At 69.0% G+C, this 25674-nt stretch carries 25 protein-coding genes and 1 pseudogene; 14 read left to right on the top strand and 12 right to left on the bottom strand.

Annotated elements, in window-relative coordinates:
* Window positions 1–57: 57 nt before the first annotated feature.
* Window positions 58–942, bottom strand: a complete 885-nt coding sequence (locus tag ACLQ2R_RS33710; protein WP_425965461.1) for a CPBP family intramembrane glutamic endopeptidase — start codon at window positions 940–942, stop codon at window positions 58–60.
* 111 nt (window positions 943–1053) lie between these two features.
* On the opposite strand from ACLQ2R_RS33710, the gene ACLQ2R_RS33715 reads away from it, so the two are divergent.
* Complete coding sequence (locus tag ACLQ2R_RS33715; protein ID WP_344887337.1) at window positions 1054–1950, top strand: TetR/AcrR family transcriptional regulator; 897 nt, start codon at window positions 1054–1056, stop codon at window positions 1948–1950.
* A gap of 16 nt (window positions 1951–1966) precedes the next feature.
* On the opposite strand, the gene ACLQ2R_RS33720 is transcribed toward ACLQ2R_RS33715, so the two are convergent.
* The gene (locus tag ACLQ2R_RS33720) at window positions 1967–2575 is read right to left on the bottom strand and encodes a helix-turn-helix domain-containing protein (protein ID WP_344887339.1); all 609 of its coding nucleotides are present in this window, start codon (window positions 2573–2575) and stop codon (window positions 1967–1969) included.
* Window positions 2576–2842: 267 nt separating this feature from the next.
* Between ACLQ2R_RS33720 and ACLQ2R_RS33725 the strand changes: the two genes are divergently transcribed.
* From ACLQ2R_RS33725 to ACLQ2R_RS33735, 3 genes are read left to right on the top strand one after another with little or no spacing between them, the layout of a single operon-like run.
* Entirely contained in the window at window positions 2843–3313 is a 471-nt protein-coding gene (locus ACLQ2R_RS33725; RefSeq protein ID WP_344887341.1) for a hypothetical protein, read from the top strand.
* A 51-nt stretch (window positions 3314–3364) separates the two neighbouring features.
* Complete coding sequence (locus tag ACLQ2R_RS33730; protein ID WP_425965462.1) at window positions 3365–4876, top strand: alpha/beta hydrolase family protein; 1512 nt, start codon at window positions 3365–3367, stop codon at window positions 4874–4876.
* A gap of 29 nt (window positions 4877–4905) precedes the next feature.
* The gene (locus tag ACLQ2R_RS33735; RefSeq protein WP_344887345.1) at window positions 4906–5448 is read left to right on the top strand and encodes a nitroreductase/quinone reductase family protein; all 543 of its coding nucleotides are present in this window, start codon (window positions 4906–4908) and stop codon (window positions 5446–5448) included.
* A gap of 24 nt (window positions 5449–5472) precedes the next feature.
* Here ACLQ2R_RS33735 and ACLQ2R_RS33740 read toward each other — a convergent pair.
* Window positions 5473–5675: pseudogene (locus tag ACLQ2R_RS33740) on the bottom strand (hypothetical protein); the annotation flags it as partial.
* A gap of 161 nt (window positions 5676–5836) precedes the next feature.
* Window positions 5837–6475 (bottom strand): hypothetical protein, encoded by a 639-nt coding sequence (locus ACLQ2R_RS33745; protein WP_425965463.1) that lies wholly within the window; start codon window positions 6473–6475, stop codon window positions 5837–5839.
* 285 nt (window positions 6476–6760) lie between these two features.
* On the opposite strand from ACLQ2R_RS33745, the gene ACLQ2R_RS33750 reads away from it, so the two are divergent.
* From ACLQ2R_RS33750 to pflA, 3 genes are all read left to right on the top strand, one after another.
* On the top strand, window positions 6761–7357 hold the full coding sequence (locus ACLQ2R_RS33750) for a CBS domain-containing protein (protein ID WP_344887349.1): 597 nt from the start codon (window positions 6761–6763) through the stop codon (window positions 7355–7357).
* Between the two features lie 149 nt (window positions 7358–7506).
* Window positions 7507–9804, top strand: a complete 2298-nt coding sequence (gene pflB, locus ACLQ2R_RS33755; RefSeq protein WP_425965464.1) for a formate C-acetyltransferase — start codon at window positions 7507–7509, stop codon at window positions 9802–9804.
* An 11-nt stretch (window positions 9805–9815) separates the two neighbouring features.
* Entirely contained in the window at window positions 9816–10637 is an 822-nt protein-coding gene (gene pflA / locus ACLQ2R_RS33760) for a pyruvate formate-lyase-activating protein (RefSeq protein ID WP_425965465.1), read from the top strand.
* A 340-nt stretch (window positions 10638–10977) separates the two neighbouring features.
* Here the strand turns inward: pflA and ACLQ2R_RS33765 are convergent, their stop codons facing one another.
* The 3 genes from ACLQ2R_RS33765 to ACLQ2R_RS33775 all read right to left on the bottom strand — a co-directional run bounded on the left by ACLQ2R_RS33765 (window position 10978) and on the right by ACLQ2R_RS33775 (window position 16326).
* Window positions 10978–11835, bottom strand: coding sequence for a universal stress protein (locus ACLQ2R_RS33765; protein WP_425965466.1), 858 nt, complete (start codon window positions 11833–11835; stop codon window positions 10978–10980).
* Window positions 11836–11926: 91 nt separating this feature from the next.
* Window positions 11927–14452 carry a cation-translocating P-type ATPase gene (locus ACLQ2R_RS33770; RefSeq protein ID WP_425965467.1) on the bottom strand — a complete coding sequence of 842 codons (2526 nt, stop codon included), beginning with the start codon at window positions 14450–14452 and terminating at the stop codon, window positions 11927–11929.
* A 176-nt stretch (window positions 14453–14628) separates the two neighbouring features.
* The gene (locus ACLQ2R_RS33775; protein ID WP_425965468.1) at window positions 14629–16326 is read right to left on the bottom strand and encodes a GAF domain-containing protein; all 1698 of its coding nucleotides are present in this window, start codon (window positions 16324–16326) and stop codon (window positions 14629–14631) included.
* Window positions 16327–16729: 403 nt separating this feature from the next.
* Here ACLQ2R_RS33775 and ACLQ2R_RS33780 point away from each other — a divergent pair, with 403 nt between their 5' ends.
* Window positions 16730–17014 carry an ArsR/SmtB family transcription factor gene (locus tag ACLQ2R_RS33780; protein ID WP_425965469.1) on the top strand — a complete coding sequence of 95 codons (285 nt, stop codon included), beginning with the start codon at window positions 16730–16732 and terminating at the stop codon, window positions 17012–17014.
* Between the two features lie 404 nt (window positions 17015–17418).
* On the opposite strand, the gene ACLQ2R_RS33785 is transcribed toward ACLQ2R_RS33780, so the two are convergent.
* The 3 genes from ACLQ2R_RS33785 to ACLQ2R_RS33795 are packed head-to-tail and all read right to left on the bottom strand — an operon-like array spanning window position 17419 to window position 19215.
* Window positions 17419–17811 carry a DUF6527 family protein gene (locus ACLQ2R_RS33785; RefSeq protein WP_425965470.1) on the bottom strand — a complete coding sequence of 131 codons (393 nt, stop codon included), beginning with the start codon at window positions 17809–17811 and terminating at the stop codon, window positions 17419–17421.
* On the bottom strand, window positions 17808–18977 hold the full coding sequence (locus ACLQ2R_RS33790) for a ThiF family adenylyltransferase (RefSeq protein ID WP_425965471.1): 1170 nt from the start codon (window positions 18975–18977) through the stop codon (window positions 17808–17810). Before ACLQ2R_RS33790 ends, ACLQ2R_RS33785 begins: the two co-directional genes overlap by 4 nt.
* Window positions 18952–19215, bottom strand: a complete 264-nt coding sequence (locus tag ACLQ2R_RS33795; protein ID WP_425965472.1) for a multiubiquitin domain-containing protein — start codon at window positions 19213–19215, stop codon at window positions 18952–18954. Before ACLQ2R_RS33795 ends, ACLQ2R_RS33790 begins: the two co-directional genes overlap by 26 nt.
* A 154-nt stretch (window positions 19216–19369) precedes the next feature.
* On the opposite strand from ACLQ2R_RS33795, the gene ACLQ2R_RS33800 reads away from it, so the two are divergent.
* Both ACLQ2R_RS33800 and ACLQ2R_RS33805 read left to right on the top strand, forming a co-directional pair.
* Entirely contained in the window at window positions 19370–19729 is a 360-nt protein-coding gene (locus ACLQ2R_RS33800) for a helix-turn-helix domain-containing protein (protein ID WP_425965473.1), read from the top strand.
* A gap of 30 nt (window positions 19730–19759) precedes the next feature.
* Window positions 19760–20344: an ImmA/IrrE family metallo-endopeptidase gene (locus ACLQ2R_RS33805; protein ID WP_425965474.1), complete on the top strand. Its 585-nt coding sequence runs from the start codon at window positions 19760–19762 to the stop codon at window positions 20342–20344.
* A 275-nt stretch (window positions 20345–20619) separates the two neighbouring features.
* Here ACLQ2R_RS33805 and ACLQ2R_RS33810 read toward each other — a convergent pair whose 3' ends face one another.
* Window positions 20620–20874 carry a helix-turn-helix transcriptional regulator gene (locus tag ACLQ2R_RS33810; protein ID WP_425965475.1) on the bottom strand — a complete coding sequence of 85 codons (255 nt, stop codon included), beginning with the start codon at window positions 20872–20874 and terminating at the stop codon, window positions 20620–20622.
* A 143-nt stretch (window positions 20875–21017) separates the two neighbouring features.
* On the opposite strand from ACLQ2R_RS33810, the gene ACLQ2R_RS33815 reads away from it, so the two are divergent.
* Complete coding sequence (locus ACLQ2R_RS33815) at window positions 21018–22379, top strand: hypothetical protein (RefSeq protein ID WP_425965476.1); 1362 nt, start codon at window positions 21018–21020, stop codon at window positions 22377–22379.
* A 94-nt stretch (window positions 22380–22473) separates the two neighbouring features.
* On the opposite strand, the gene ACLQ2R_RS33820 is transcribed toward ACLQ2R_RS33815, so the two are convergent.
* Window positions 22474–22695, bottom strand: a complete 222-nt coding sequence (locus ACLQ2R_RS33820; RefSeq protein ID WP_425965477.1) for a winged helix-turn-helix transcriptional regulator — start codon at window positions 22693–22695, stop codon at window positions 22474–22476.
* Window positions 22696–23374: 679 nt separating this feature from the next.
* Here ACLQ2R_RS33820 and ACLQ2R_RS33825 point away from each other — a divergent pair.
* From ACLQ2R_RS33825 to ACLQ2R_RS33835, 3 genes are all read left to right on the top strand, one after another.
* Complete coding sequence (locus tag ACLQ2R_RS33825; protein WP_425965478.1) at window positions 23375–24331, top strand: TniQ family protein; 957 nt, start codon at window positions 23375–23377, stop codon at window positions 24329–24331.
* Between the two features lie 129 nt (window positions 24332–24460).
* Window positions 24461–25237, top strand: coding sequence for a TnsA-like heteromeric transposase endonuclease subunit (locus ACLQ2R_RS33830; RefSeq protein ID WP_425965479.1), 777 nt, complete (start codon window positions 24461–24463; stop codon window positions 25235–25237).
* A 74-nt stretch (window positions 25238–25311) separates the two neighbouring features.
* Window positions 25312–25665 (top strand): hypothetical protein, encoded by a 354-nt coding sequence (locus ACLQ2R_RS33835; RefSeq protein ID WP_425965480.1) that lies wholly within the window; start codon window positions 25312–25314, stop codon window positions 25663–25665.
* Window positions 25666–25674 lie beyond the last annotated feature (9 nt).

Genomic DNA, 25674 nt, shown 5'->3' on the forward strand with positions numbered 1-25674 from the left:
GCCGCGCGGAAAAAGGATGCTGATGAGCGTATGTCCGTACCGCGGCCCCACTAGGACCTATTTGAAACGATCGACATCAGGGTCGTTCGGGCCGCCGGTTTCCAGCGACACCGGTCTGTTTGCCGGGCCACGGCGAGAGCAGCGATGAGATCGGCGCGGTGAGCCTTGCTGCGACGAGGTCAATGCCTCGGCGGAGACGATGACCACGGCGACGGTCGCCATGAGGGCCGCGACGAGCGGCATGTCGAAGTGCGATCCGTTCACGGGAAAGAGCTGCCAGGCGACGTTAAGCGTCATGTGGAAGAGCGTCATGGCGAAGACGCTGCGGCCCATGTGGTCGAACAGCCAGATCATGATCACCCGTGCGGCGACGGTACCGAGCGACCACCAGGCGATCCAGGAGACCGAGCGCTGGACCTGCAGCAGCGGTACCCAGTGCCACACCGCCCAGACCGTTCCGAGAACGAGGCCGGCCCGCACCGCTCCCCATCGTTCCTGCAGGGGCTGCGTGGCATACCCCGACCAGCCGAGCTCCTCGCACAGGGCGCCGACGAAGAACCCGAGAAAAAGAAACAGTATCAACGACGCAGAAAAGCGCGGATCCGGGAGAACGGTTCCCGTCAGGCGGAGCAGGAGGAACGACGCCGTCACCACGGTGGGATACAGCAGGAGGGCGGGGATGTACCAGGCCTTCACCGGGACCCGGCCGCCGTCGAACGACCGTGCCAGCAGCACCCGCACGCCCGCGACGCCGTCCTCGCGGTACCTCAGCACCACGGCGGCGACGACCGGGCAGACGAAGGCCAGCCCGGAGAGGGGGATGCCGGGCAGGATCTGCGACCCGACCATGGCGTCAAGTGCCAGAAAGGGCACGGTGAAGGCGAAGACCAGCAGAAAGAACGCGGTCGGCGACCTTCGAGGGGAGGTCTCGGCCTCCGTCATCGACGCTGATCCCACGGGCGCGCGGGACGTCCTGGAACGGCGGAAGCCAAGAAAAAATGTGGGATACCATGTCTCATGTACGGAAAGTACTCAGTCGAGAGTGAGATGTCCATGCCGGGTGAGCCTCGCGTGCCCGGCGGCCCAGGCCGCCGAAGGCCCCGGCTGAACGATCAGGAGACCCAGCGGCGGATGCTCGACGCGGCGCTGGCCATGGTGCACCGGGACGGACTCACCGTCGGCCTCGATCACATCGGCTTCGAGGAGGTCATCCGCGACGCCGGGGTGTCGCGCACCGCCGTCTACCGCCGATGGCCCTACAAGGACCTGTTCTTCGCCGACCTGCTGCGAGAGCTGGCGCAAGGCGCCGCTCCGGCCGCCGCGATCGCCGAGGAGGACACCATGCGACTGCTCGCCTCGGTGGTGGCCGGACGAACAAAGGAGCTGGCCTCGCCACACGGCAGGCACGGTCTCATCACCGAGATGCTGCGGGTCAGCGCGAGCAGCGATTTCGAGGCCATCCACGACTCCGCCGAGTGGCGCACCTATCTGGCACTGCAGGCCACGTTCCTGAGCCTGCCCGACGGCGACCTGCGCGACGAGGTCCAAGCCGCACTGGCCCGCTCCGAGGCACGGTTCGTCGAGCGGGTGGCGCGCGGCTGGGAGCAGATCGCCGGCGCCATGGGCTACCGGCTACGGCCTGGTTCCGGAGGCGGCTTCACCGTCATCGCGACCTTGGCCGGCGCGACGATGCGCGGGCTGGTCCTGATGGCGCTGTCGGATCCCGAACTGCTGACGCGCCGCGTGAGCGCCGACCCCACCGCGGCCGGCGCTCACGCCGACTGGACGCTGGTCGGCCTGGCGGCGGCCTGCATCGCCACCACCTTCCTCGAGCCCGATCCGGACGTCACATGGGACGGTGAACGCGTGGCGTCGCTGCACGCCCTGCTCGGGCACGATGCATCCGACCAGTTCAGCGCCAACCCTGACCGGCGACCTCATCCGGGGTGAGACGTTCCGTCTCCCGTCACGATCGCCGGGAGGAGTCCGGGTCCGTGGGCACGGGGGCGAGGACCGCCGAGCCCTCGCGGACATAGTCCGGCAGCGGGCGCACCCGGCCGTCGAGGTGCCACTGCTCCAGGGCCCCGAAGTAGACGCCGAACAGGTAGGCGCGGACGGTGACGCGCGCCTGCGTCGGAGCGACACCCTTGGAGCGCAGCGCGGCCACCAGGCGCTCGGCGAGATCGTCCAGGGCGGTGTACACGGCTTCGCGTACCGGCGGCTCCTCCAGCACGTAGCGCATGCCGCGCCAGGGGGTGTAGGCCGCCGCCTCGCCCGAGGGCGCCGCGGCCGCGTAGACGCTCGCCACGATCCGCTGAAGCGTGCCCGGGAGATCGTCCAGGTCGAGCTGCTCCTCCAGCAGGTCCTGGCCGACGGCGGCATGGGTGTCGGTGGCGAACAGGCCCTCCTTGGTGCCGAAGTAACGGTAGAAGGTGCGCGGCGACACTCCGGCGGTCGCGGCCACCTGCTCGACGGTGACCGCGCCGTAGCCGTGCTCGTCGAACAGGTCCATCGCCGTCTCGATGATGTGGTGCATCGCGGCCAGCCGGTTGCGCTGGCGAAGGGTCAAGGGCACCGCCCAAGCCTACCGCGCACATGACCCAGACCCGCTGTATGACAGTTCGTGCCATATTGACATTAAGTGTCATCGGTTGAAGGATGAGGGCCGTCCCCACCACCGGGCGGCGGGCCACCGTCCCCGTCCTGCTCCCGGTGACCGAAAAGACCCCCGTCCGGTGCCGGCGCGCGCGATCTGCTTCCCACGGCGCCATCCGCCCTTTCACCGTACGAACGCGGTAAGCCCGCCCCGGCGCGGACACCGTCTGAGAAAACGAGGCTGACAATGCCCACCCACGCCCTCGTAGGGCACCTGGTTATCGCCACCGCCCCGCTGACCGCCCTGCTGGCCCTCGTCTATGCCTGGCGACCCCAGGCCCGGCGCCGATTGCGCATCCCCTTCGTCACCATCGGCGTAGTGAACATGGCCCTGGTCGGCTGGGCGGCGCAGGCCGGTGCCACGCTCCTGGACATGTTCAAGGCCACGGGAAGGACCACGGGTGAGGAGTTGTCGGCGACGGCCGTGGTGCACGCCCACCAGGCGGACGCGCTGAGCGTGGCCTCGCTGACCCTGCTGCTGGCCGCCGTCGTCCTGCTGTGGTGGGTGCTGGCGCCGAGCAGACCTCGCACGACGGGCGCGACGGCCGGCGCCTGCCTTCTGAGCACCTGCGCGCTGGCCGTCTGCTGGTTCAGCGCCAGCACGCTCGTCGAGGCGACGCGCTCGGTATGGACGCATCACACCCTCTGGCAGGGCTGAACCGGTGATCGGCGCCCGCGTCACACTTCGTCGCGTCGCGGGGCGGGCGAGGTGAGGGTCCTGGAAGCGGTGCTGGTGGTCACCGATTTGCTGATCTTCCTCGCCCTGGTGATCCTGATCCCGCGCACGCTGCGCGTGCTCCGACAGGCGGCGCCCGCGGCGCCCGCGGCGGCGGTGGCGCAGGCGCTGCTGGAGGGGCCGCGCTGGCAGGTGATCCCGGCCTACGCGCTGGCGGCGGCCATCACCGTGGTGTGGCTGCTCGGCGTCCTGGCACCGGCGCGCCGCCCGGTCCGGCTCCTGCGGCTCCGGCGGTTCGCCACCGCCGTCACCGTGGTGCTGGCCGCGATGGGGCTGGCCGTCTCGACGGCACTGGCGATCCTGCTGCCCGTGTTCTCCTTCGCACCGCCCACCGGCCCGCACCGGATCGGCACCGTGACCTACCACTGGACCGACGGCGGGCGTCCCGACGTCCTCGCCGCGGATCCGCGTGCCCGCCGCGAGCTGATAGTGCAGATCTGGTACCCCGTCGCCGGCGCGCCGTCCGCTCCCCGTGCCGCCTACGTCCAGGACGAGGACGTCCTCGTGGCCATGGCGCGACTGGCGCGGGTGCCGGACTTCACCTTCGGGCACCTGCGTCACGTGACGACGAACGCCGTCACCTCCGCACCCGTGGCCGCTCAGCACTCCCGCTACCCGGTGCTGATCTTCCTGGAGGGGGCCATGGGCTTTCGCCAGATAAACACCTTCCAGGTCGAGCACCTGGTCTCCCACGGCTACGTCGTCGCAGCCGTCGACCATCCCCACACCGCCGCCTCGGTGCGTTTCCCCGACGGGCACCGCATCGCCGCGCTGCCCGCAGCCCGGCTCAGGGCCCTGATCGACCGGAGCCTCGACCCGGCCGGCGAGCGGGCCGGCGAGCGGGCCGACCAGACCCCGGCGCCCGGCGGCCGCTCGCTCGGCGGCGGCCTCGTCCCCCACCTCGCGCGCGATGTCACCTTCACCCTGGACCGCCTGACCGCCCTGGACCGGGCGGACCCGGCCGGCCTCCTGACCGGACGGCTGGACCTGCGCCGCATCGGCGCCTTCGGCGTCTCACTGGGCGGCATCGTCACCGGCGAGGCCTGCCGGACAGAACCGCGCCTGCGCGCCTGCCTGATGATGGACACCCGCATGACCCCCGCCGTGGTACGCCAAGGCCTCGACCGGCCCAGCATGTGGATCACCCGCGACGCCGCCACCATGCGGCGCGAGGGCTGGTCCGCCGACGACATCGACCAGCACCAGAGCAGCATGCGGGCGGTCTTCGACAAACGGCCCGCGGACGGCTACCTCGTGCGCGTACCCGGCATGTTCCACGCCGACTTCACCGACGTCTCCTCCTGGTCACCGGCGCTGTCCCGTTTCGGGATCACTGGCTCGGTCCCCGCGCAACGCGCGCACACCATCCTCAACGCCTACACCCTGGCGTTCTTCGACCGGCACCTGAAAAACCTCCCGACCCCACTGCTGGACGGCCCCGCACCGGACTATCCGGACGTACTGCTCAAAACACGCCAACCCTGAGTACTTCACGTCTCACGAGGACACACCCGATGACAGGAGAACAGACGATGGCGACCACGCCGGGCCACCCGGAATCAGGCATCCTCGGCCGACTGTACGCGCTCAAACGGTGGATGTACCGCGGCGACCGCCCCGGCCTCCTGGCACGGGCGCTGAACCACGTGGCCGCACTGCAGTACTCGACCGGGGTGCTCGCATCCCGCCGGGCGGCCACGCTCGAGGTACGCGGGCGCTCCAGCGGCCGGACGATCACCGTCCCGGTAGTGGTCGCCGACCACGAAGGCCGGGAATACCTCGTGTCCATGCTCGGCAACAACGCCAACTGGGTCCGCAACGTCCGCGCCGCCGACGGCCGGGCGGTCCTGCACCGAGGCCGGCGCAGGCCGATCGTGCTCCAGGAGGTCGACCCCGGCGCGCGTGCCCCGATCCTGCGCCGCTACCTGGCACTGGCGCCCGGCGCCCGCCCGCACCTGCCGGTCACCAGGGACTCCCCGCCGGAGGCCTTCGCGGCGATCGCCGAAGCACACCCCGTCTTCCGGATCACCTCACCGCACACGGCCGGGCACGCCTGACCCGTCCGCCGGCCGCCCGGGCAAGCGTGTCGTCGACGGATACCGCTCGGTGTAGGAGCCTCCAGCCAGGCGTGCGCCACCGCCGCCGGGCCACCGTGCCCGGGGCCGGCGATGTAGATCATGTCCTGGTCGCGTTCGGCGATGATCCGGTTCAGGTGCGCGAAACAGAAGTTCAACCCCGGCGTGGTCCCCCAGTGCCCCAGCAGGCGCGGCTTGATGTGCTCTGGCCCTCCCCTCTGGCCGGGCAGTGTCCTCCGTGTGGGTGACCGCGAGGTGGTGAGATGCCGGGTGCGACATCGGGAGATTTCGTGTTCGAGACGTGGAAAGACCCGCTCCCTGTGCGGTGGGAGCGGGTCTTCGGTCTGCGGGCGGGGTGAGCGCCGGGTGCTCAGCGCAGGATGGGGTAGCGGCGCACCAGGGGGGTGGTGGCCCACCAGGTGCCGATGCCCCAGGTGGTGCCGGCGCCGGCCAGGGCCAGGCCGGCCAGGACGGCGGTGTAGATGAGGTGGTCGTCCAGGACGGGGTTGTTCTGCAGGGGCAGCTCTGCGGCCCACATCAGGATCATCATCAGTCCTCCGGCGACGGCGGCGATGCGCAGGCCGATGCCCAAGAGGAGGGCGGTGCCCACGCCCAGCAGGCCGAGCATGAACAGCCAGTCCACCCACCCCTGTCCGGCCAGCGCGCCGAACACCCCGCCCAGCGCGTTCTCGCCGGTGCCCTTGAGGAAGCCGGTGGTGGGGCTGGCTCCGGTGAGCCAGGCCCGCTCGGTGAGGGTGGCGAAGCCCAGGCCGAAGGTCTTGTCCACGAACGCCCACAAGAAGATGAACCCCAGACCGATCCGGGTGATCGCCCAGGCACGCTCGGCCGGACGATTGACCGCCCGCTGCTCGGCGGGCTGTGTGGGAACAGCGGGACCGGCCTGAACGGGGACGATCTGCGCGGGAACGATTCGTGCGGCAACGGGCTGCGCGGGAGCGGCGCCCGTGGCCGGCCCGGTGTGAACGTCGTATCCGTGAGTGGTGGCCATGACGGCTCCCCTTTCCCTGTCGATCCGTGATGTTCGGCTGTCCTTGCGACACTCCCATCACACCGCCTCCCCACCCCCCACCACAGAGCCGTAAGGACCCCGCCGCGGTCTCGAACGTCCCTCCCCCGCGGGACCTTCGGCCCTGCCGCACCACGTATGAGACGAGTGGAATGGCGGAAAGAGTCCATACCGCCAGGAAGAGGAAGACACGCGCGTGAGCGTCGGCGCGATCCGCGCGCCGTGGCGGGACCGCGATGGCATCCCCCTCCGGAAGGATCGATGAGAATGCTGGCTCGCGATGTCATGACCGGCCCGGTCATCACGCTCCGGCCCGCCCATACGGTGCGCTGGGCCGTCCGGGTGCTGCTGGCCAACGCCGTCACCGCCGCTCCCGTCCTGGACGACGACGGGACGCTCGTGGGGATCGTCAGCGAGATGGACCTGCTGCGAGGGGAGTTCCAGCCCGACCCGCGTACCGCGATGCGCCCCATCCTGGGTCACGCCGCTCCCCCGCCGCTGCGGGTGGAGGAGGTGATGACCCGCCAGGTGGTGACCGTCACCCCCACGACCGACGTCGCCCGGCTGGTCGAGCTCCTCATCGCCGAGCGCGTCAAGAGCCTCCCGGTCCTGGAGGGCGAGCGGGTGGTCGGCATGGTCAGCCGGCGTGACCTGATACGCATGCTGGCCCGCTCGGACGAGGAACTGCGCGCGGACGTGATCGCCGCCCTGACTGAGCAGTATCCCCTCGGGCCGAGCTGGGACGTCACCGTCGAGGACGGGGTGGCCACGCTGAGCGGGCACGCCGACGACCGGCACGACCGGATCGCCGACCTGCTGACCAGGACCGTCCCCGGCGTCACCCGGGTGAGGCACCTTCCGTGACCGGGCCGGCGTGTCCGGCACCGTACGGCACCGTACGGCACCGCCGATCAAGGACGTTGGTCCCCTCCCCCGGTGACCTCCGGCCGATGAAACGGGCCTCGCCGACGACGACAGTGGAGATGTAGACGAGCGACGAGGGGGTTCTCCCGATGACGAGCACGACGAACGCGACGAGCACGGTGGCCGTGCGGAACACGCCGGCCGAGCGGCGGGGGGTGGCCCCGGCGCCGTGGCGGGGGTTCCGCGGCGAGGGGTGGCGCACGGGTGTGGACGTGCGCGCCTTCATCCAGGACAATTACCTCCCCTACGTGGGCGACGAATCATTCCTGGCCGGGCCGACGGACCGTACCCTGGCCGTCTGGAGGAAGATCACCGATCTGCTTCCCGAGGAGCGGCGGCGCGGGATCTACGACGTGGACGCCTCGACCCCGTCGTCGATCACGGCGCACGCGCCGGGCTACATCGACCGTGACCGCGAGCTGATCGTGGGGCTGCAGACCGACGCGCCGCTGAAGCGGGCCATCATGCCCGCGGGCGGGCTGCGGATGGTGGAGAACGGGCTGGCCGCCTACGGCTACACGCTCGACCCGAAGGTGAAGGAGATCTTCACCCTGTATCGCAAGACCCACAACGACGGCGTCTTCGACGCCTACACCCCCGAGATCCGCGCGGCCCGCCGTGCCGGGATCGTCACCGGCCTGCCCGACGCCTACGGGCGCGGCCGGATCATCGGCGACTACCGGCGGGTCGCGCTGTACGGGGTGGCGCACCTGGTCACTGCCAAGAAGGCCGAGCTGCGCGCGCTGGAGGGCGTCTTCGCGAGCGACGCGGTGATCCGCGACCGCGAGGAGCTGTCGGAGCAGGTACGCGCGCTGGAGGAGCTGCGCCGGATGGCGGCCTCCTACGGCCACGACGTCTCCCGCCCCGCCGCCACTGCGCGCGAGGCGATCCAGTGGCTGTACTTCGCCTACCTGGCCGCGGTCAAGGAGCAGAACGGCGCGGCCATGTCGCTGGGCCGCACCTCCACCTTCGTCGACGTCTACCTCCAGCGTGACCTGGAGGAGGGACGAATCACCGAGCAGCAGGCCCAGGAACTCGTCGACGACTTCGTGATCAAACTGCGGATCGTGCGGTTCCTGCGCACCCCCGAGTACGACCAGCTCTTCTCCGGCGACCCGACCTGGGTGACCGAGTCGATCGGCGGCATGGGCGCCGACGGCCGCACCCTGGTCACCCGTACCAGCTACCGCTACCTGCAGACATTGCGCAACCTCGGCCCGGCCCCCGAGCCGAACCTGACCGTCTTCTGGTCGGCACGGCTGCCCGAGCCGTTCAAGCGGTTCTGCGCCCGCCTGTCGATCGAGACCAGCGCCGTCCAGTACGAGTCCGACGACCTGATGCGGCCCGTGCACGGCGACGACACCGCCATCGCCTGCTGCGTGTCCGCGGCCCCGGTGGGCAGGCAGATGCAGTTCTTCGGCGCCCGGGTCAACCTGGCCAAGACCCTGCTGTACGCGATCAACGGCGGCCGCGACGAGATGACCGGCGAGCAGATCGGCCCCGTGACGGAGCCTTTGCGCGGCGAGTACCTCGACCACGACCGGGTCATGGCGGCGTTCGAGACGATGATCGCCTGGCTCGCGCAGACCTACGTCGAGGCGCTGAACATCATCCACTACATGCACGACCGCTACGCCTACGAGCGCATCGAGATGGCCCTGCACGACCACCCGGTCAAGCGCACCCTGGCCTGCGGCATCGCCGGACTGTCGGTCGCGGCCGACAGCCTGTCGGCCGTCAAGCACGCCCGGGTGCGGGTGATCCGCGACGACAGCGGCCTGGCCGTCGACTACGACATCGAGGGCGACTTCCCCGCCTACGGCAACAACGACGACCGCGCCGACGACATCGCCGTGGGCCTGGTGCGCTCGTTCATGACCGAGATCCGCCGCCACCCCGCCTACCGCGGCGCCGAGCACACCCAGTCGGTGCTGACCATCACCTCCAACGTCGTCTACGGCAGGCACACCGGCAACACCCCCGACGGGCGTCGCGCGGGCGAGCCGTTCGCGCCGGGTGCCAACCCGATGAACGGCCGCGACCGGCACGGCCTGGTCGCCTCCGCCCTGTCGGTCGCCAAGCTGCCCTATGACCAGGCGGGCGACGGCATCTCGCTGACCAACACCGTCACCCCCGAGGGACTCGGACGCACCGAGCAGGAGCGGGTGGGCAACCTGGTCGGCGTGCTGGACGGCTACACCGACGCGGGCGGCTTCCACATGAACGTCAACGTGCTGAACCGGGCCGTGCTGCTGGACGCGATGGAGCACCCCGACAGGTACCCGCAGCTCACGATCCGGGTCTCGGGGTACGCGGTGAACTTCGTCCGCCTCACCCGCGAGCAGCAGCAGGACGTGGTGGACCGCACCTTCCACGGATCGCTGTGAGGGAGGGCGCGATGAACCCGGCGGCGCGGTGCGAGCAGATGACCGGCGATCACGAGACCGCGCTACGGCAGGGCGAGGCCGAGCTTCGCCCGCCACCCGCGCCACCTGGCACCGGCGTCATCAGCTCCTGGGACCTGTCCATCGGCGTCGACGGCCCCGGCACCAGGTTCACCCTCTTCACCGCCGGCTGCCCGCTGCGCTGCCTGTACTGCCAGAACCCCGAGACCTGGCGGATGCGCGACGGCCGCCGCGTCACCGTCGACGAGGTCATGGACGAGGTCGGCAAGTACCGCCGGTTCCTCACCGTAGCCCACGGCGGGGTGACGATCAGCGGCGGTGAGCCGCTGCTGCAACCCGGCTTCACCGCCGAGGTGCTGCGCCGCTGCCGCGAGATCGGCCTGCACACCGCCCTGGACACCTCCGGTTTCCTGGGCGAACGCGCCGGCGACGCGCTGCTCGCCGACACCGACCTGGTCCTGCTCGACATCAAGTCCTCCGACCCGGCCACCTACCACGGCCTGACCGGCGCCCCGCTGGAGCCCACCTTGCGCTTCGCCCGCCGCCTGGCCGCACTCGGCCGCCCGGTCTGGGTCCGCTTCGTCCTGGTCCCCGGCATCACCGACGACCCCGGCAACGTCGAGGGCATCGCCCGCTTCGTCGCCGGCCTGGGCAACGTCGAACACGTCGACGTGCTGCCCTACCACCGCATGGCCGCCGAGAAGTACCGGCGCCTCGGCCTGCCCTTCCCCCTGCCCGGCGTCCTGCCGCCCGGCCCGGAACTGCTGGAACGGGTCCACGCCCAGTTCCGGGCGCACGGCGTCACCAGCATCTGACCGACGAGGCTCCCCGTCCGGTCCGCCGGCCTGAATCCGTGCCGCTCGCCGGCCGGTGCCACGTCGGGCGACGTTCACCCCGTCCACGATCGCGCGGGCACGTACTCGTTGCGCCAGGCCGCCACCGGCGACGAAGCAGAAACGCGAGGACAGCCCGGGGCTTCCCCAAGAAGACGAGGGGCGACGAGGAAAACGGCCCGCCCGGTGAGAATTCCCGGTCCGTACCGGACCAGGATCGAGCCGACACCGCGCCTGTGGAGCTCGGACGTCCACGGCCGACGGGCCGAGGACCCGCATGCCGACCGGCCCCTGGGCATCGAGGAGGCCGCGGGTGAACCGGTCAGGAGGACGGCGGGGCCGGGATCACGACCAGCGGGCAGGTGGCGTGGTGCAGCAGCGAGTGGCTGACCGATCCCAGCAGCAGCCCGGTCACCTCCCCGCGGCCGCGTGAGCCGACGACCAGCAGACCGGCGTGGGCCGAGGCCTCGGCCAGGACGTGCGCCGGGTGGCCGTGTTCGAGCCGCTGGGTGATCGTGACGTCGGGGTGGCGTTCGCTCCAGCCGGCCAGGGCCTCGGCCAGCAGGCGCCGTTCTGCCTCGGCGGCCTCCTCCGCGATCTGCAGGGCGGAGGGGCCTCCACCGACGACCGGAGTGCTCCAGGCGTGCACCGCCCGCAGGCCGACACCGCGCAGGGACGCCTCGGCGAAGGCGAACCCCAAGGCGTCCGCCCCCGCGGCCGAACCGTCCAGGCCGACGACCACCTCCCCGCCCGGCGGGGTGAGCGGATCGCGGACGACGGCCACCGGGCACGCGGCCCGCCCGGCGACCCCCAGCGCCACCGAACCGAGCAGCATCCCCGCGAAACCCCCCAGCCCGTGATTGCCGACCGCCAGGAGCCCGGCGCCGGCGGCGGCCTCGATCAGGACGGTGCGCGGGTCACCGCCCAGCAGCTGCGTCCGTGCCGTGACCCGGGGATCCTCCTGGTGGACGCGTTCCAGTGCCGCCTCCAGCGTGGAGGTGGCCCCCTCGCGCATCCAGCGGCCCACCTCGGCGTAGCGGTCCCGCTCGGAGATCTCCAAAGGCCAGGCGGGCATGGCGTGCACCAGGCTCAGCTCGTCGCCGCGAAGCGCGGCCTCACGCGCCGCCCAGCCCGCAGCCGCGAGCGCCGCCTGCGAACCGTCCACTCCCACTACGATCATGACAACCTCCTCGTGTCATCCATGACACCATCACACCGGCGGGCGACCGGCGGGCGACAGCGGTAAAGGTCCTTTTACCCGAGGACCTCCGTCACCCTGTCCCGGTTCTCGGCCTCCCGTACTCGTCGCCGGGACGGGCGTCCGCTCCGTTCACGGCCGGCCACCGGGCAAGATCGCAGAGCAGGGGAGTGAGCACGGCCGTGCCCAGGGCCAGCGCCCACCCGGTCGCGGGCAGCGGCACCAAGGCCAGCGGGGCGCCGAGGAACGGGACAAGGGTGACGAGCACCTGGAGCAGCGCGGTGGCGGCGACCGCGATCGTGATCGTACGGCCGTGCCACCATCCCCGTTCGAAGGTCCACTGGCGGGCCCGCACGACGTAGGCGAGGGTGAGGCGGGCCAGGACCAGCGTGAGGACCGCCTGGGTGCGTACCTGCTCGTCGCTCCAGCCCATCCGCCGGGCCGCCTCGACCGCAGCGATCACCAGCAGGCCGACGACGAGGGAGCGCAGCGCGACCCGTCTGAGCACGGCGCCCGACAGCAGGCCGTCCCGTCGTGGCCGTAGTGCCAGGGGGTCTCCCGCGGGCCGGTCGACGCCCAGGGCGATGGCCGGGATCCCGTCCAGCACCAGGTTGATCCAGAGCAGGTGCACCGGAAGCAGCGGGATGATCAGGTCAGGCCACAGGAGGAGGCCGACGAGCACCAGGAGGATCTCCGCCAGGTTGCCGGTGAGCAGGTAGCCGATCATCGAGGTGACGTTGTGGTGCAGGCGCCGTCCCTCGCGCACCCCGGTGACGATGGTGCCGAGCTCACCGTTGGTGACGACGACGGCGGCCGCCTCCCGCGCCACGTCGGTTCCCTCCTCGCCCGCCATCGCCACGCCCACGTCCGCGTGCCGCAGCGCGGGCGCGTCGTTGACACCGTCACCGGTCATGGTGACGACCTCTCCGCCTTCTTGAAGGGCGCGTACCAGGTCGAGCTTGGTCGCCGGATCCACCCGGGCCAGCACGCTCGCCCCGCGCAATCGCGCGGCCCTGTCCTCGGCACCCCGCCCCTCCAGGGAGGCGCCGGTGACCACGGCAGCGGAGTCGATGCCGACCTCCTCGGCCACGGCCCGGGCGGTGTCACCATGGTCGCCGGTGACCATCATGACCCGGATGCCGGCCGCCCGGCAGTCGCCGACCGCCCGCAGGGCCGAGGGCCTGATCTCGTCGCGCAGCCCGAGCAGGCCGAGCGGGCGCAGGCCCCCGGCGTCCAGGTCGTCGCTGTCCCCCTCGGCCAGCGCCAGCACCCGAAGGCCCTGACAGGCCAGTTCGGTCACGGCGTTCATCAGGCGGTCGGTCTGTTCACCGGGCACGCAGCGGACCAGCACCGCCTCGGGCGCGCCCTTGACGGTCAGCAGGGGCCCCTCGGTCGGCAGCGGCCCTTCGGTTACCACGGCCATGGAGCGGGTCTCGGCGTCGAAGGGCCGGCTCTTCAGGCGCCTCTCGCCGTGTGACAGCCGGGCCCCATTGCGCTCGGCGGCCGCGCGCAGCGCCACGTCGACGGCGTCTCCGAGCCCGTCGCGGGCGTCGTTGCAGCGCAACGCAGCCCGCCACACGTCCGCACCGGCGATCGTCACCTGATCGACGACCGCCAGCCGCCCGGTGGTCAGCGTCCCGGTCTTGTCGGAGGCGATGACGGTCGTCGCGCCGAGCGCCTCGATCGCCGAGAGCCGGCGAACGATCACTCCCAGCCTGGCCATCCGCTGGGACCCCAGGGCCAGCGCGGTGGTGACGGCGGTGGCGAGGCTCTCGGGAACGGCGGCGATGGCGAGTGCGACCCCGGCCAGCACGATGTCGAGCAGCGCGGCCTCCCCGCGGCTCACGCGCGTCAGGCCCAGCAAGACCATGATCACTCCCGCTATCAGCGCGAGCAGGCCGATCCGCCGCGACGCCTGCGCCAGATCCGCCTCCAGGGGCCCCTTGTGCTGCCGCCCTTCGAGGGCACCGGCGATGCGTCCCATCTCGGTCGCCGCGCCGGTCCGCTCCACCAGGGCCGTCGCCGTCCCCCGGACGACGAGGGTGCCGGAGAACAGTTCCCCGTCGCGATCACCCAGCGCAACCTCCACCCCGCCGACGCCGCCGACCCGTTTGCCCGCCGACCGTGACTCCCCCGTCAGCATGGCCTCGTCCACGCCCACGGCGCCGGCCTCCAGCACCCGCGCATCGGCGGGAACCCGGTCACCGGCCGCGACCTCGATCACGTCGCCGGGCACGACCTCGACCGCCGGAACACGCCGGGTGACGCCGTCCCGCCTGACCTTGGCCATGGGCGCGCTGAGGGTACCCAGCGCACGCACGGCCTGGTCGGCCTTGGCCTCCTGCCCGGCGCCGATGACCACGTTCACCACCAGGATGGTCAAGATTGCGATTCCCTCGGGAATCTCGGCCAGGACAAGCAGCGTCACCAGCCCGGCGATCAGCAGCAGGATCGACAGCGGGTCGGCGAGCTGCCGCGCCACACGGGCCACCAGGGTGGGCGGCCGGGAACGCGGAAGCTCGTTGGGACCGTACTCGCCCAGCAGGCGGGCGGCCTCCGCCTCACCGAGCCCCGCCGAGGTGTCCGCCTTGATACTCATGCATCCAGCAGACCATCACGGTCGCGCCCGGATCCCGGGGCGAAAGCCACCGAGGCGAGGGACTTTCGGCCCCGGTGGCCGCCGCTTCGGCTGCGGGCCGGTCATCGGCCCGGGCCGTGGAGCGGTGAGCTGTACAGGGTGGGGGTCGTGGGGTCCTAGCGATGCCGCGTCACGTGTCAGATGAGGGGTACTCGCCAGGTCAGGCGGGTCCCACCCTGCGAGGAATCGGCCTCGAAGGAACCGCCGAGAGCCGCGGCGCGCTCTTCCATGTTGCGCAGGCCGCTGCGCTTGCCCTCGTCGGGCAGGCCGACCCCGTCGTCGGTGACGGTGAGGGTGAGCCGGTCGGCGGTGGCCTCGGTGAAGACGTCGGCCCGGCTCGCCTTGGCGTGGCGCACGATGTTGGACAGCGCCTCGCGCAGCACGGCCAGCAGGTGCCCGGCGACCGGTTCGGGGACCTTGTTGTCGAGCTGGCCCTCCATCCGCAGGCCCGGCATGAAGCCCAGGTGCCCGCGCGCGCCTTCCACCAGCTCCACGATGCGCGCGCGCAGGCTCGGGTCGGCGGCCTGGCGGGGGGTCTGCAGGGCGAAGATGGTCGAGCGGATCTGCCGGATCGTCTCGTCCAGCTCGTTGATCCCGTGCTGCAGACGGTCGGACGCCTCGGGGTGCTCGACGAAGCGCACGATGCTCATCAGCGTCATGGCGACGGCGAACAGGCGCTGGATGACCACGTCGTGCAGGTCCTTGGCGATCCGGTCGCGGTCCTCCAGCAGGCCCAGCCTCTCGGCGTCCTGGCGGGCCTCGGCCAGCTCCAGGGCGACCGCGGCCTGTCCGGCGAAGGAGTGCAGCACCCGCAGCTCGCCGCCGCTGAACGGGATACGACCCGGCCGTTTGCCCAGTACCAGCACCCCTCGTACTTTCCCCGCCACGCCCAGCGGCACCGCGGCGGCGGGCCCCACCACCAGATCCCGGACGACGGCGGCGGGCAGGTCGGCCTCGCCGAGATCGGTGACCGTGACCGGCTCACCGCCCAGCAGAGCCCTGCCCGGGAGCGAGCCCGCGACGTCCACCCGGGCCTGGTCGAGCCCGTCGGCTCCCGGACCGTCGGCGATCGTCACCTGCAGGACCTCACGGGCGGCGTCGGGAAGCATGATCATCGTGATGTCGGCGGAGGCCAGGCCTCGGGCCAGATGTGCCATCAAGGTCAGCACCGCATCCGGTTCGGCCCCCGACAGCAGGGCCGTGGTGACCTCGGCCGAGGCCTGCAACCACATCTCCCTGCGCCGGGTCTCCTCGTACAGGCGGGCGTTCTCGATGGCCACGCCCGCCGCGCTGGCCAGCGCGCTCACGATCGCCTCGTCCTCGGCGTCGAACTCGCCTCCACCGCGCTTCTCGGTGAGGTAGAGGTTGCCGAACACCTCCTCGCGTACCCGGACCGGTACCCCGAGGAAGGAGCCCATGGGCGGGTGGCCGGGCGGGAACCCGTAGGAGGCCGGGTGGTCGGTGATGTGCGCCAGCCGCAGGGTCTGCGGCTCCTTGATCAGCAGCCCCAGCAGGCCCAGCCCGTGGGGCCAATGCTCGATCTTGGCGATCTCCTCCTCGCTCAGCCCCACCGGGACGAACTGCAGCAGCGTGCTCTGCTCACCGGCCACGCCCAAGGCTCCGTAGGTGGCGTCGACCAACCTGGTGGCGGTCTCCACGATCCGGCGCAGCACGGTCTCCAGGTCCAGATCGCTGCCCACCGCGACCACGGCCTCCAGGAGCGCGTGCACCCGGTCCCGGGTGGCCAGCACCGCCTCCAGGCGTCCCTGCAGCTCGGCCAGCAACTCGTCCAGCCGCATGTTCGGGATCAGGGAACGCGGCTCCTTTTCCGTCATATGGCGAAGTCTCGCATCCGGCGGCACCGGTGCCCACCCTGCGCCGAAGATCGCTTACCTCTTTGCCGCTCGCCACCGTGGCATCGCCCCACGCTGCTCGCGGCGCTGATCGCCTCCACCGAGATCGCTGAAACCTGGATGATCCAAAGTCCGGCAGCCTCCCCCGAGAACACCGCCGGACTCGCGCCGCGCGCACAAGGTGGGTTCCGGATGAGGGCATCGCGTGGGTCCGGGCCAGGCGTGCGGAGCGACGAGGCGATGATCTTTACGTACGACGGCCTGATCACGCAGAGCTCTGAGCGAGATCACTTCGCCGTCCTTGCGTGTGACGCACCACATTCCCATGCCGTCACAGGTGCGTGTCTCGCGCACGAACGCTCCGACCTCGTCGATCTTGCTGTAGATGTCGCCTGTGCTCTCCAGTGTGATCCGTCCCTCGTCGTTGATCTGTGCCCAATGCCTGGAGATCGACCTGTCGGTGGCCTCCCGGCACCTGGCGCTCCTGCGCACCGCCGGCGTGCTGAAGGCGACCAAGACCGGCCGCACCGTTGTACATGAGATCCAGTTCGACGCGATCATCGAAGCCCTGCGCGCCATCTCCGACACCCTCGAACGCGCCCGCGACGGTTTCACCAGTGCCGCTTCGCACCCGTCATCCGCCGCCCGTACCACGCAAGAAACGCCATGACCATCTCCTGCGCACACCCATAGGCACTGCCATCACCCCGGGCCCGTCCTGCCACGCAGCACAGCCGACCATCGGTTATCGGACCCAAGGCGCTGCACGAGCGCCGGATGCGCTGCTACCTACGGCAGGTGGAAAAGAACCTCCTGCCCGGGACGGGACCGTCGCCTTGTCGCCCCCTCGGGCGAGCCCGCGATCGGCGAGGCCGTCGCCCTGAAGCCGTCACCCTGACGGTGGCCGATGTGCGCCTCGGCATGCCAGGGCCAATGCGGGTGCTCGGCGAGGGCCACGACGGCGGCAAGATCTACCCACCGGCCTTCACCCGGTCCTGCGCACCGTGTTGCAGAACTGGCTGCACGAGCGCGACCCGGCCCGGCGGCTGCCCCGCCTGATGCCTCTTGCGCGAATCATGGTCTAAGACGGCGATATAGCCTGGCGATCGGGCCGCGGGCGTGTTCGCTGATGTGCTCTTGCAGGGCTTTGTGGTCGCGCACCCGGTTGTCGGCGATCTCACGGGCGGTGTAGCGGCGGCTCCACCGCACCGCACCTTCCCTGATCCAGTAGTGGGAGCGGCAGGGCAGCCCCCAGTTGCCGATCGAGGGGGACAAAGAGACGTTCTGGCCGTCGTAGGTGAGCGCCCACTGCGGTGGGGACAACGGAGTGATGACCTCCTGCCCGCAACCACAGGCGCACAGGTGTCCGCAGGTGGCGTAGAGGATCGAGATGTAGAGCACTCCGCGCTCCATCACCGGCGGGAAACTCTCGACGAACTCTGGGCGTAGGAACGCGACCGCGCTCACGGGAGGTCCTCGTTGGCGATCTCGTTGGTGATCAGCGAGTAGGTCGTGAAGGCCTCGTCGGTCACATCGGCGTAGACGCCCAGGTGACGTTTCCAGCGGCCGACCGCGAGAAGCGCGTTGAGCGCGTTCAGGTCGGCGGTCTGGATGTTGCGACCGTAATCGTCGCGTTCGGGAGCCGGAGCCGGGATCCTGCGGCGGGCATGGGCGCGACGTCCCGGCAGGCTGGTGGAGACCCGCAGCAGGCCCGTGAGCTTGCCGTCGATCTCCTCCACGCCCATGCCGACGTCGATGAACGGCACGTCGTGGGCTTCCAGCCAGTCCATGATCGGCGGTTTGCTCAGCGCGTCGTCGGAGGCCAGGAACACGAAGGTCGACCCGGACAGGACCTCGAGATTGTCCCCGTCGAGGTAGTGCTCGTAGGCGGTGACGCTGCGGTGCATCCGGGAGTAGACCGACGCGAAGTAGGCGGCCTTATTCGGGCGTTCGCGCAGCTTCTTCAGTGACGCCGCACCTGGCGCCCGGAAGGCGTTGTGGTTGTCGAAGTGGTCTCCGTCGATGAGCAGGATCGACTCGACCTCGGTTTTGGCGACCTGGTCCACGATGTAGCCGCCGGTGCCGCCGAGCCCGATGATCGCGATGTGGTGGCCGCGAAAGCGGCGGTTGACCGCCGCGAGCCCGGCCCGCGAGGTGGCGGTGTCGCGGTAGACGAACGGCGAGTCGTCCTCGACTTCCTGCCAGGCCGCACCCGGCGTGGCCGTGACCGTTCGGTCGAGTGCCTGCGCCTGGTCGGTGATCATCCGGGTGTAGGCGGTGACCTTCGTGTACTGGTCGGGGTAGCCGGACGGTTCCGGCTTGGAGGACAGCATGAAGTCCGCCTGGATGCCGTCGGCGATCGTCCGGACCTCGGGGGTGAGCATCGGCAACCGGCGGCCGTGCTCGTCGCACGGCGCCGATCCTCCGAACCAGATGCGGTGGTCGGTGTCGCTGACGACCCGGTCGCCGCTGAAGGTGACCGGGTAGGCCAGGAATCCGTACTGCACGATCCGGGCCTGGGTGACGAAGGGGATGTGCCGGATGATCAGGTGCCCCGCCTGCACCACGACGTCGTAGCCGTCGTCGAGCAGGCGGGACAGGTCCGGATCACGAACGAGAGGTGCGGACGACATCGAAGACCATTCCGTTCTTGACGTTCACGCTGCGGCCGGCGGTCAGGCTGCCTGCCCCGTGCCCGTCGTGACCGCGGCTGTAGCGGACGGTGAAGGTGTCCTGGTCGGTCGGCGGCTGGCCCGGGTAGGCGAGCTCGACGACCTGCTCGAAGGTGATGCTTCGTGCCCTCCAGGGGTGCGGACGGGCGTTGACGATGATGGTGGTGACGGGCGGGTGGCCGTGGTCGTCTTGAGACATGGGTATCTCCTGGGGCGCATAGCGAGGCAGGCCACATCTGCGCCGAATGTGAACTACTGCTCGAACTTTCGAGCAGTGGTACTGTAGCAGGAGTGAGCGATATGTGGAGCACTGGAAGAAATCAGGGGCATCAGGGATGAGTGAGAGCCCTGGGGTGGACGTCAAGGCGCTGCACGCGGCCTTGGACGCCGCGCGCGTGAAGGAATGCCTGTCATGGCGGCAGTTGGCCAAGGAGGTCGGGGTGTCGGCGTCGACGATCTCTCGCATGGCCAACGGGTTGAAACCGGACGTCACGGCATTCGCAGCGATGACGACCTGGTTGCGGATGCCGGCCGAGTCCTTCTACGTGGACCCGATGCGGCCGGACGAGGAAGAGCCGGAGCTCGTGGCTTCTCTCGTCCCGTTGCTGCGGGCGCGTCGTGATCTCACGGAGAACGATGTGGCCTACCTCGAAGAGGTCATTGCCGCCGCAGCCCGGCGGTTCCGGGCCGAGCGGGAAGGCCAGGAGAGCTGAATGGTCCGTGGTGGGTGGACGCAACCGCGGATGCGTGAGGTTGTGATCGAGGAGCGAGAAGAGCTCGGGCTAAGCCCGGATGATCCCCTCGATCCGTACGCGCTGGCCGCCGCTCACGGGATCGAGGTCTACGGACTCGGGGATCTCCTCGACCATGGTGTGAGCCTGGAGGCCTTCGGCCACTTCACCCTGGGTGAGTCGGCTGCATGGTCGGCGGCCCTGCTTCCGCTGGGTGCGGCGCGCGTCATCGTGGAGAACGAGTCCCACGCCCATGTCCGGCGCCGGTCGAACATCGCGCACGAGCTCGGCCATTTCCTGCTGGAGCACCCTTTTGACAACGTGATCCTGGGCGAGGACCACAAGCGGCAGTTCGATGCCAAGCAGGAGAAGGAGGCCACCTTCATGGCGGGTGAACTGCTGATCCCGCTCGCCGCGGCCGAACGCATGGCCTTCGATGGCTGGGACAACGAGCGTGTTGCCACCGCCTACGGGGTCAGCACGCAGTTCGCGCAGATGCAGATGAAAGGCCAGCGCGTGCGGGCGCAACGAGCCGCGCGCAAGTACGGCTTCGGCAAGGCCAGTTTCGGCAGGCCGACGACCGGCTCGCCGAACTGAACATGGCCCGCCGGGCACTGCGGGCCGATCGGCGGGGAGAGGCGGTTTGCTACTTCTCGCCCTGCAATATCCGCGTTGCGCAGAGTTCGGCTGTAGGTGCACATGGACCAGTACTTCTTTGACCTACGGGGCTCGCAGCCGAAACGCATCGGAACGAGCAATCAAGCTAACGAGCCGGAGCCGGCCCGCTTGGCGCGACTTTTCGTTCCGATGTTCGTCGGCCCCCGGCAGCGCTTGGCGCATCCATCAGTGGCCTGGATCCTTCGCCTTCAGTCTTACTCCTTGCGCAGGGCTTCGCAGCTGCCGAACAACTCTCTGACAGAAATCTCCAGGGCGTCGGCGATCTGGAAGACATTGTCCAGCCGAGGGCTGTACATGCCGTTCTCGATGCGGTTGATGGTCTTGCGGTCGACCTCGGCAAGTTCTCCGAGTTGCTCCTGGCTGAGTCCTTGGCCTTCCCGTACATCACGCAGTCGCAGGCCGAACTGTCTGCGCAGCTCAGCGAGGCGTGGCGTGGTCGGGGCGGGCACTCACCCACGGTGGCGTGCATGATCCTCAAAGGTCTGTACCAAGTTTGGTACATATAGCGGAGGGTGATCAGCGTCCGCCTTCCTGTGGCGAAAAGCTGACGGCGATTACTTTGCTCGCCCCGGCACACCCTGAAGAGGCAACGATGATCACCACGGAGTCGCGTCGTCCCGCCCGCACGATCGCCCTGCCGCGTCGTAACCACCACGGCGGCCACTCCCCCGCCTGGCTGCTGGTCCAAGCCGCTCAACTGTCGTGGGAGATCAACTCCATCCTCTCCCTCATCCACGGCGCACGCCTCAACCTCACCGAGGAACTGTCCATCCAGCACGAGGCGACCCAAGCCCTGATCAACGCCGCGCACGCCGGCGTCATCGTCGAATCCCGCCTGCCCCTGGCCCCCTCCTGGAGCAGCGGGGTACCGCGACCGCGCTCGGTGTTCGCCCAAGCCCGCGAGGCCGGCAGCGACCCGCAGACGGTCATCCCGGAGATGTACGCCCCCGCCAAACCCGACATCCCCGCCGAGCATCTACAGGCGCTGAGCGAGGCCTCCCGCCCCGACCTCTTCCCCCACACCCAGTGCACCGGCACCAACGTCAAAGGGGAGCGCTGCGCCAAGCGCATCTTCACCGGCATCGGCGCCGAACACTGCCACGTGCACCTGACCACCGCCGAACAGCAGCGGCGCGAGCAGTTGCGCGTCGCCCGCGACAAGGTCCGCCAAGCCGAAGAAGACGCCATCGAGTGCCAGCGGGTGGCCTTGGCCCACGACTGGATCGACCGCTACGGCCGCCGTCCCCACCGGGTGGAACTTCCCACCTTGCCCTCGCGGCCGCACCAGATCACTCTCACCCACCCCGACCTCCCGCGGCCGGCGGATACGCCGCACGCGGTCATCGGGGTGTATGAGAGCGGCTGGCTGACGATCTGCCCCCGCGCCAGTGAGATCATCCGGGTCTTCCTTGACGCTCCGCGCGCCTCGGCGCAGGAGATCGCCGCACACGCCGCGGCCCAGACCCCTGGACGCTGGGACGACGGCGAGCAGTGGCTGACCTCGTGCGTTTGGGATGGTATCCAGCCGCCCCTGGACTGCCTACCGGCTGCCGGTGAGATGCCCGAGCTGGATGAATACCCCGGCATTCACACGTTGCGGCTGCAGATGATCGGCGATGAGCGCAGCTGGGCCCGCTGGGACAGCGGGTTCTCCGCACTGGTTCAGGCCTGCGGCCACCCGGAGGTGGAGACCATGGCCGATCTGCTGGCGTTCTGGCAGCACGTGGGCATTTTGACCCAAACCCAGAGCACCGACACCGGCTCGTGTTCCGAACCGGAGCTGACGATCGGGACAACGGTGCGCTCGCCCTGGCGGGTCCTGCACGCGGCGGGGCGCCCCGAGGCTCCGTACGCGCTGATGGGGGCGGTGCGCTTCCTGACCGAGGTGGCCACCCCGTGGGATCGCGAGATCTCTCCCGCAGAGGTCTTGGAGTTGGCCCGCGTCGCCGTATAGAGGCGCGCCGCGGGGGTCGCGCCAAGATCGACGGGAGAGGTCGCCTCAGGAGGCGTGGACAAGGTGGTGGGCGGCCGCCCAGGCATCGATGTGATCAACGTGGTGCGCAGGACGGCCCCCGCCCGGTTGGGCAATAGGTGATCCGGGTGGGCGGCCCGTCCTCGACGATGCGCCGCAACAGCGCTTGGTCGGCGAGTTCGCGCAACTGTTCGGTCAGCACCCGGCCAGAAAGGCCCGGCGCCGCCCGGACCAGCTCGCCGAAGCGGGCCTTGCCTTGGCACACCAGGTACAGGACCCGCAGATGCAGCGGGGACAAAGCCTCATCCGTAGCTCGCTTGGCGCGGCGAAGAGGCGCTGGAGGGCAACCCGTCCCTCATGGAGGACGTCTTCGCGGGGCAGTTCGTCGAGTGTTTTCCCGATGAACGTGATCTCAAGCTGTTGTTGTGACTTGCGGCTTTCGGCCTTCTGGTGCCATCGCCGGCACCATCAGGTGAAGCACGTGATCACCGATCATGGTGTTGACGAGTCGCTACTGCCGTCGGCTGTCCAGATGTCGAGGACAGCTTCCAGGCCAGATGTGGCATCTGCACGATGGACGCTTGGCCGATAGAGGCGATCTTGCTTCATGCAGGGCGTGCTCAAGAGTGCCCTCGCAGGGAAGACGGCAGGAACATCCGAGCCATCACCCAGCTCACGATCACCGAGCGTGCCAGCCGTCACACGAAGATCGTAGAGATTCCCCCAAAAACCTACGATTACGACTTTGTTGACAAAATGTGCTTAAAAGGTGCATATTCGCCCATGGTGACGTGTGGCTGGCGAACACCGAAAGTTACCGAGCCGTCGCACATGGTGCGAATGAGCGTTGATCAATCGCACGGCCCGCGAGGAGTACCGATGGCTACGGCAGCATGCGCTCACCCTCAGCACTACGCACACGACATGAAACAGGAATATTCTGCCGAAGCAATTATTCGGCACACAATCCTGTAGCGATGAAAACAATCACGCAGGTGAAATCAGTTCTGCCGCCCGTGCAAATGTTGCCGCGTCCGCTACCCCCGGTCACGGACGAGACGGTCGACTCCTTCACCGGCCGTCTCGCTTCTGCAAACCATCTCAATCACCGGGATTTGGTCAGAACCCTAGCGCCTTCACAACGTAATCCGTTACAGGCGTCAGGAAAGGCCATTCGCCTTGACTTGCTGACGGGTGCCACCGGAATACACATCACTCATCTGGCATATGCGTTACCGGAAATCAGGCATCAGCTTCCGATACACAGTGCGTCACAGTTTAAAGGCAGGACCATCGCCGGTCGCCCCAACCACATCCATCCGGCATGCCGACTATGCACGAACGCTAAAAACATCTCCGGCCATGTCCCCATTTGGAGAAGGCCGGATCAAAACGTCTGCCTCCGGCACGGCATATGGATCGGCCAGGGTACGGTCACCGCCGATGACCAGCTTCGTGTGAGCGACCTGCCGGAAATACTTCAAGCTCAGCGGCGCCACAACAAGCTGATCAGGCGGTACGGGCATCGTGAGGTCAATTACCACTACGGGCACGCACACAACATCGTCGACTCCTCCAGCCACCTCCCGTCCCTCACGAAAAGATCGAATCGAATGCTCCACTTCTTCGAACGCGAAAAAGTGGAGCGCCTTTCCCGTAGTTACAGCAGTGCCGCCATGTACCCAGAGGCCGTCACGCTCACCGGCGTGCTCATATCGCCTTACTGGCGACATTTCGCAGTCCACGGAACCTACGTCGAGCAAGAAAAGTTCTTTCAGCGTATTCAGCTTAACGATCTAATGAGCGGGCCACCTAACTTGGACAGACATCTGTGGAGATGGATTCGTGAACATCAACCACGGTCGTGGGAGCCTCAGGGAGAACACCGATTTCTCGATCGACGCGAATACTCACGATCACCGGTAACCGAATGAGGTCATCTGGTACGGACCTTCACCCGAAAACCGTAGGCGCCCCTATCCCTCACAGAGCGCGTCCCGCCGGAGGGCAACACTCGAAAACCCTTCCAGCCATTCGGCCCACTCATCGGCCAGGAGATCAGCGTGAACCCGCTCCAGCACAGCACACCATCTCGCGTCACCACATCCTCCCTGGCCACCGAGGTCGACCTGCTCTACCTGCGAGCCGGGAAACGTGGCCTGGTCGAACACCAAGAGCCACTGATGCGCAGCTGGAGCGCGAGATTCGAAAACTCGCCACCGGTGCGGACGCTCCCCTCCAGGCCAGGCCAGTCGAACTTCCCAGGGATGTGGTGGTCTGCCACCACCGGCGAACATGTCGCGTTCGAATCCTGGCTGAAGCGCGATCAGCTGATGATGCTCGACTTCTCTCCCACCGTCACCGGATTTTCCTGCCACCCCTTCTGGCTCCTTTGGTCAGCCAACGGTGACGTGCGCCGGCACACCCCGGACTTCTTCGCCAGGCTGCGCGACGGTACAGGCGTGGTGATCGACCTGTGCCCCGATGATCTCACCGCTCCTCAGGACACGCAGACCAACGCGGTGATCGTCGCGGCGTGCGCATCGGTGGGATGGATCTATCGGCAGGTCGGCGTCCTTGACCCGGTGCTGGCGGCGAACATGCGATGGATCGCAGGCTATCGCCACCCTCGATACGACAACGAAGGTCACCGCCCGCGCCTGCTGAAGGCCTTCGCAACGCCCACACCCCTGCTGCACGGAGTCGATGCCGTCGGCGAGCACATCGCCGTGCTTCCAGCACTCTTCCACCTGATATGGACCGGAGCACTCACCACTGATCTCGTCTCGGCCCCGCTGAGCGGCCACTCCCTGGTTCACACCCGCACGGACACCCCATGAGTGTCTCCCGGCCCGTGCGGCTTGGGATAGGTGATGAGGTACGTCTGGCAGATCGAACCTGCACCGTCACGGGCGTGTTCGAGCACCACGTTCAGCTGACCGACGTGGTGGGAGGCGAAGTCACCTACACCTGGGCTGAACTGTTTCGCGTCCCCGGCTTCGCCGTCGTCTCCCAGACCAGGGCACCGCTACCGCCACAAGGCCTGCTGGAGGGCCTGCCTGCGGCCGTGGTCGAGCAGGCTCGCTGGTGGGAACACCATATCGTCGAAGTACTCACCGGCTTCCCGCCCGAAGCCGGGTCGGCGGCCACAGCGCGGCCGCAGTACGACCCGGCATCCTTGACGTTGCGCCAGCGGGAAGTTGAACCGCGCCGGGTTTCGTGGAGACTCGGCTACTTGGTTTCTGCAGCGGTGAGTGCGGCCTGTTGACGACGGTAG

The sequence above is a fragment of the Streptosporangium sp. DT93 genome, assembly GCF_049844535.1.
GTDB lineage: Bacteria > Actinomycetota > Actinomycetes > Streptosporangiales > Streptosporangiaceae > Streptosporangium.

Coding starts and splice junctions, on each gene's coding strand:
- pflA (WP_425965465.1), top strand. CDS start 9,816: ATGAACCCGGCGGCGCGGTGCGAGCAGATGACCGGCGATCACGAGACC.
- ACLQ2R_RS33745 (WP_425965463.1), bottom strand. CDS start 6,475: ATGGCCACCACTCACGGATACGACGTTCACACCGGGCCGGCCACGGGC.
- ACLQ2R_RS33750 (WP_344887349.1), top strand. CDS start 6,761: ATGCTGGCTCGCGATGTCATGACCGGCCCGGTCATCACGCTCCGGCCC.
- ACLQ2R_RS33825 (WP_425965478.1), top strand. CDS start 23,375: ATGAAAACAATCACGCAGGTGAAATCAGTTCTGCCGCCCGTGCAAATG.
- ACLQ2R_RS33780 (WP_425965469.1), top strand. CDS start 16,730: ATGTCGCCTGTGCTCTCCAGTGTGATCCGTCCCTCGTCGTTGATCTGT.
- ACLQ2R_RS33805 (WP_425965474.1), top strand. CDS start 19,760: ATGCGTGAGGTTGTGATCGAGGAGCGAGAAGAGCTCGGGCTAAGCCCG.
- ACLQ2R_RS33710 (WP_425965461.1), bottom strand. CDS start 942: ATGACGGAGGCCGAGACCTCCCCTCGAAGGTCGCCGACCGCGTTCTTT.
- ACLQ2R_RS33795 (WP_425965472.1), bottom strand. CDS start 19,215: ATGTCTCAAGACGACCACGGCCACCCGCCCGTCACCACCATCATCGTC.
- ACLQ2R_RS33735 (WP_344887345.1), top strand. CDS start 4,906: ATGACAGGAGAACAGACGATGGCGACCACGCCGGGCCACCCGGAATCA.
- pflB (WP_425965464.1), top strand. CDS start 7,507: ATGACGAGCACGACGAACGCGACGAGCACGGTGGCCGTGCGGAACACG.
- ACLQ2R_RS33765 (WP_425965466.1), bottom strand. CDS start 11,835: ATGATCGTAGTGGGAGTGGACGGTTCGCAGGCGGCGCTCGCGGCTGCG.
- ACLQ2R_RS33715 (WP_344887337.1), top strand. CDS start 1,054: ATGCCGGGTGAGCCTCGCGTGCCCGGCGGCCCAGGCCGCCGAAGGCCC.
- ACLQ2R_RS33770 (WP_425965467.1), bottom strand. CDS start 14,452: ATGAGTATCAAGGCGGACACCTCGGCGGGGCTCGGTGAGGCGGAGGCC.
- ACLQ2R_RS33775 (WP_425965468.1), bottom strand. CDS start 16,326: ATGACGGAAAAGGAGCCGCGTTCCCTGATCCCGAACATGCGGCTGGAC.
- ACLQ2R_RS33815 (WP_425965476.1), top strand. CDS start 21,018: ATGATCACCACGGAGTCGCGTCGTCCCGCCCGCACGATCGCCCTGCCG.
- ACLQ2R_RS33790 (WP_425965471.1), bottom strand. CDS start 18,977: ATGTCGTCCGCACCTCTCGTTCGTGATCCGGACCTGTCCCGCCTGCTC.
- ACLQ2R_RS33725 (WP_344887341.1), top strand. CDS start 2,843: ATGCCCACCCACGCCCTCGTAGGGCACCTGGTTATCGCCACCGCCCCG.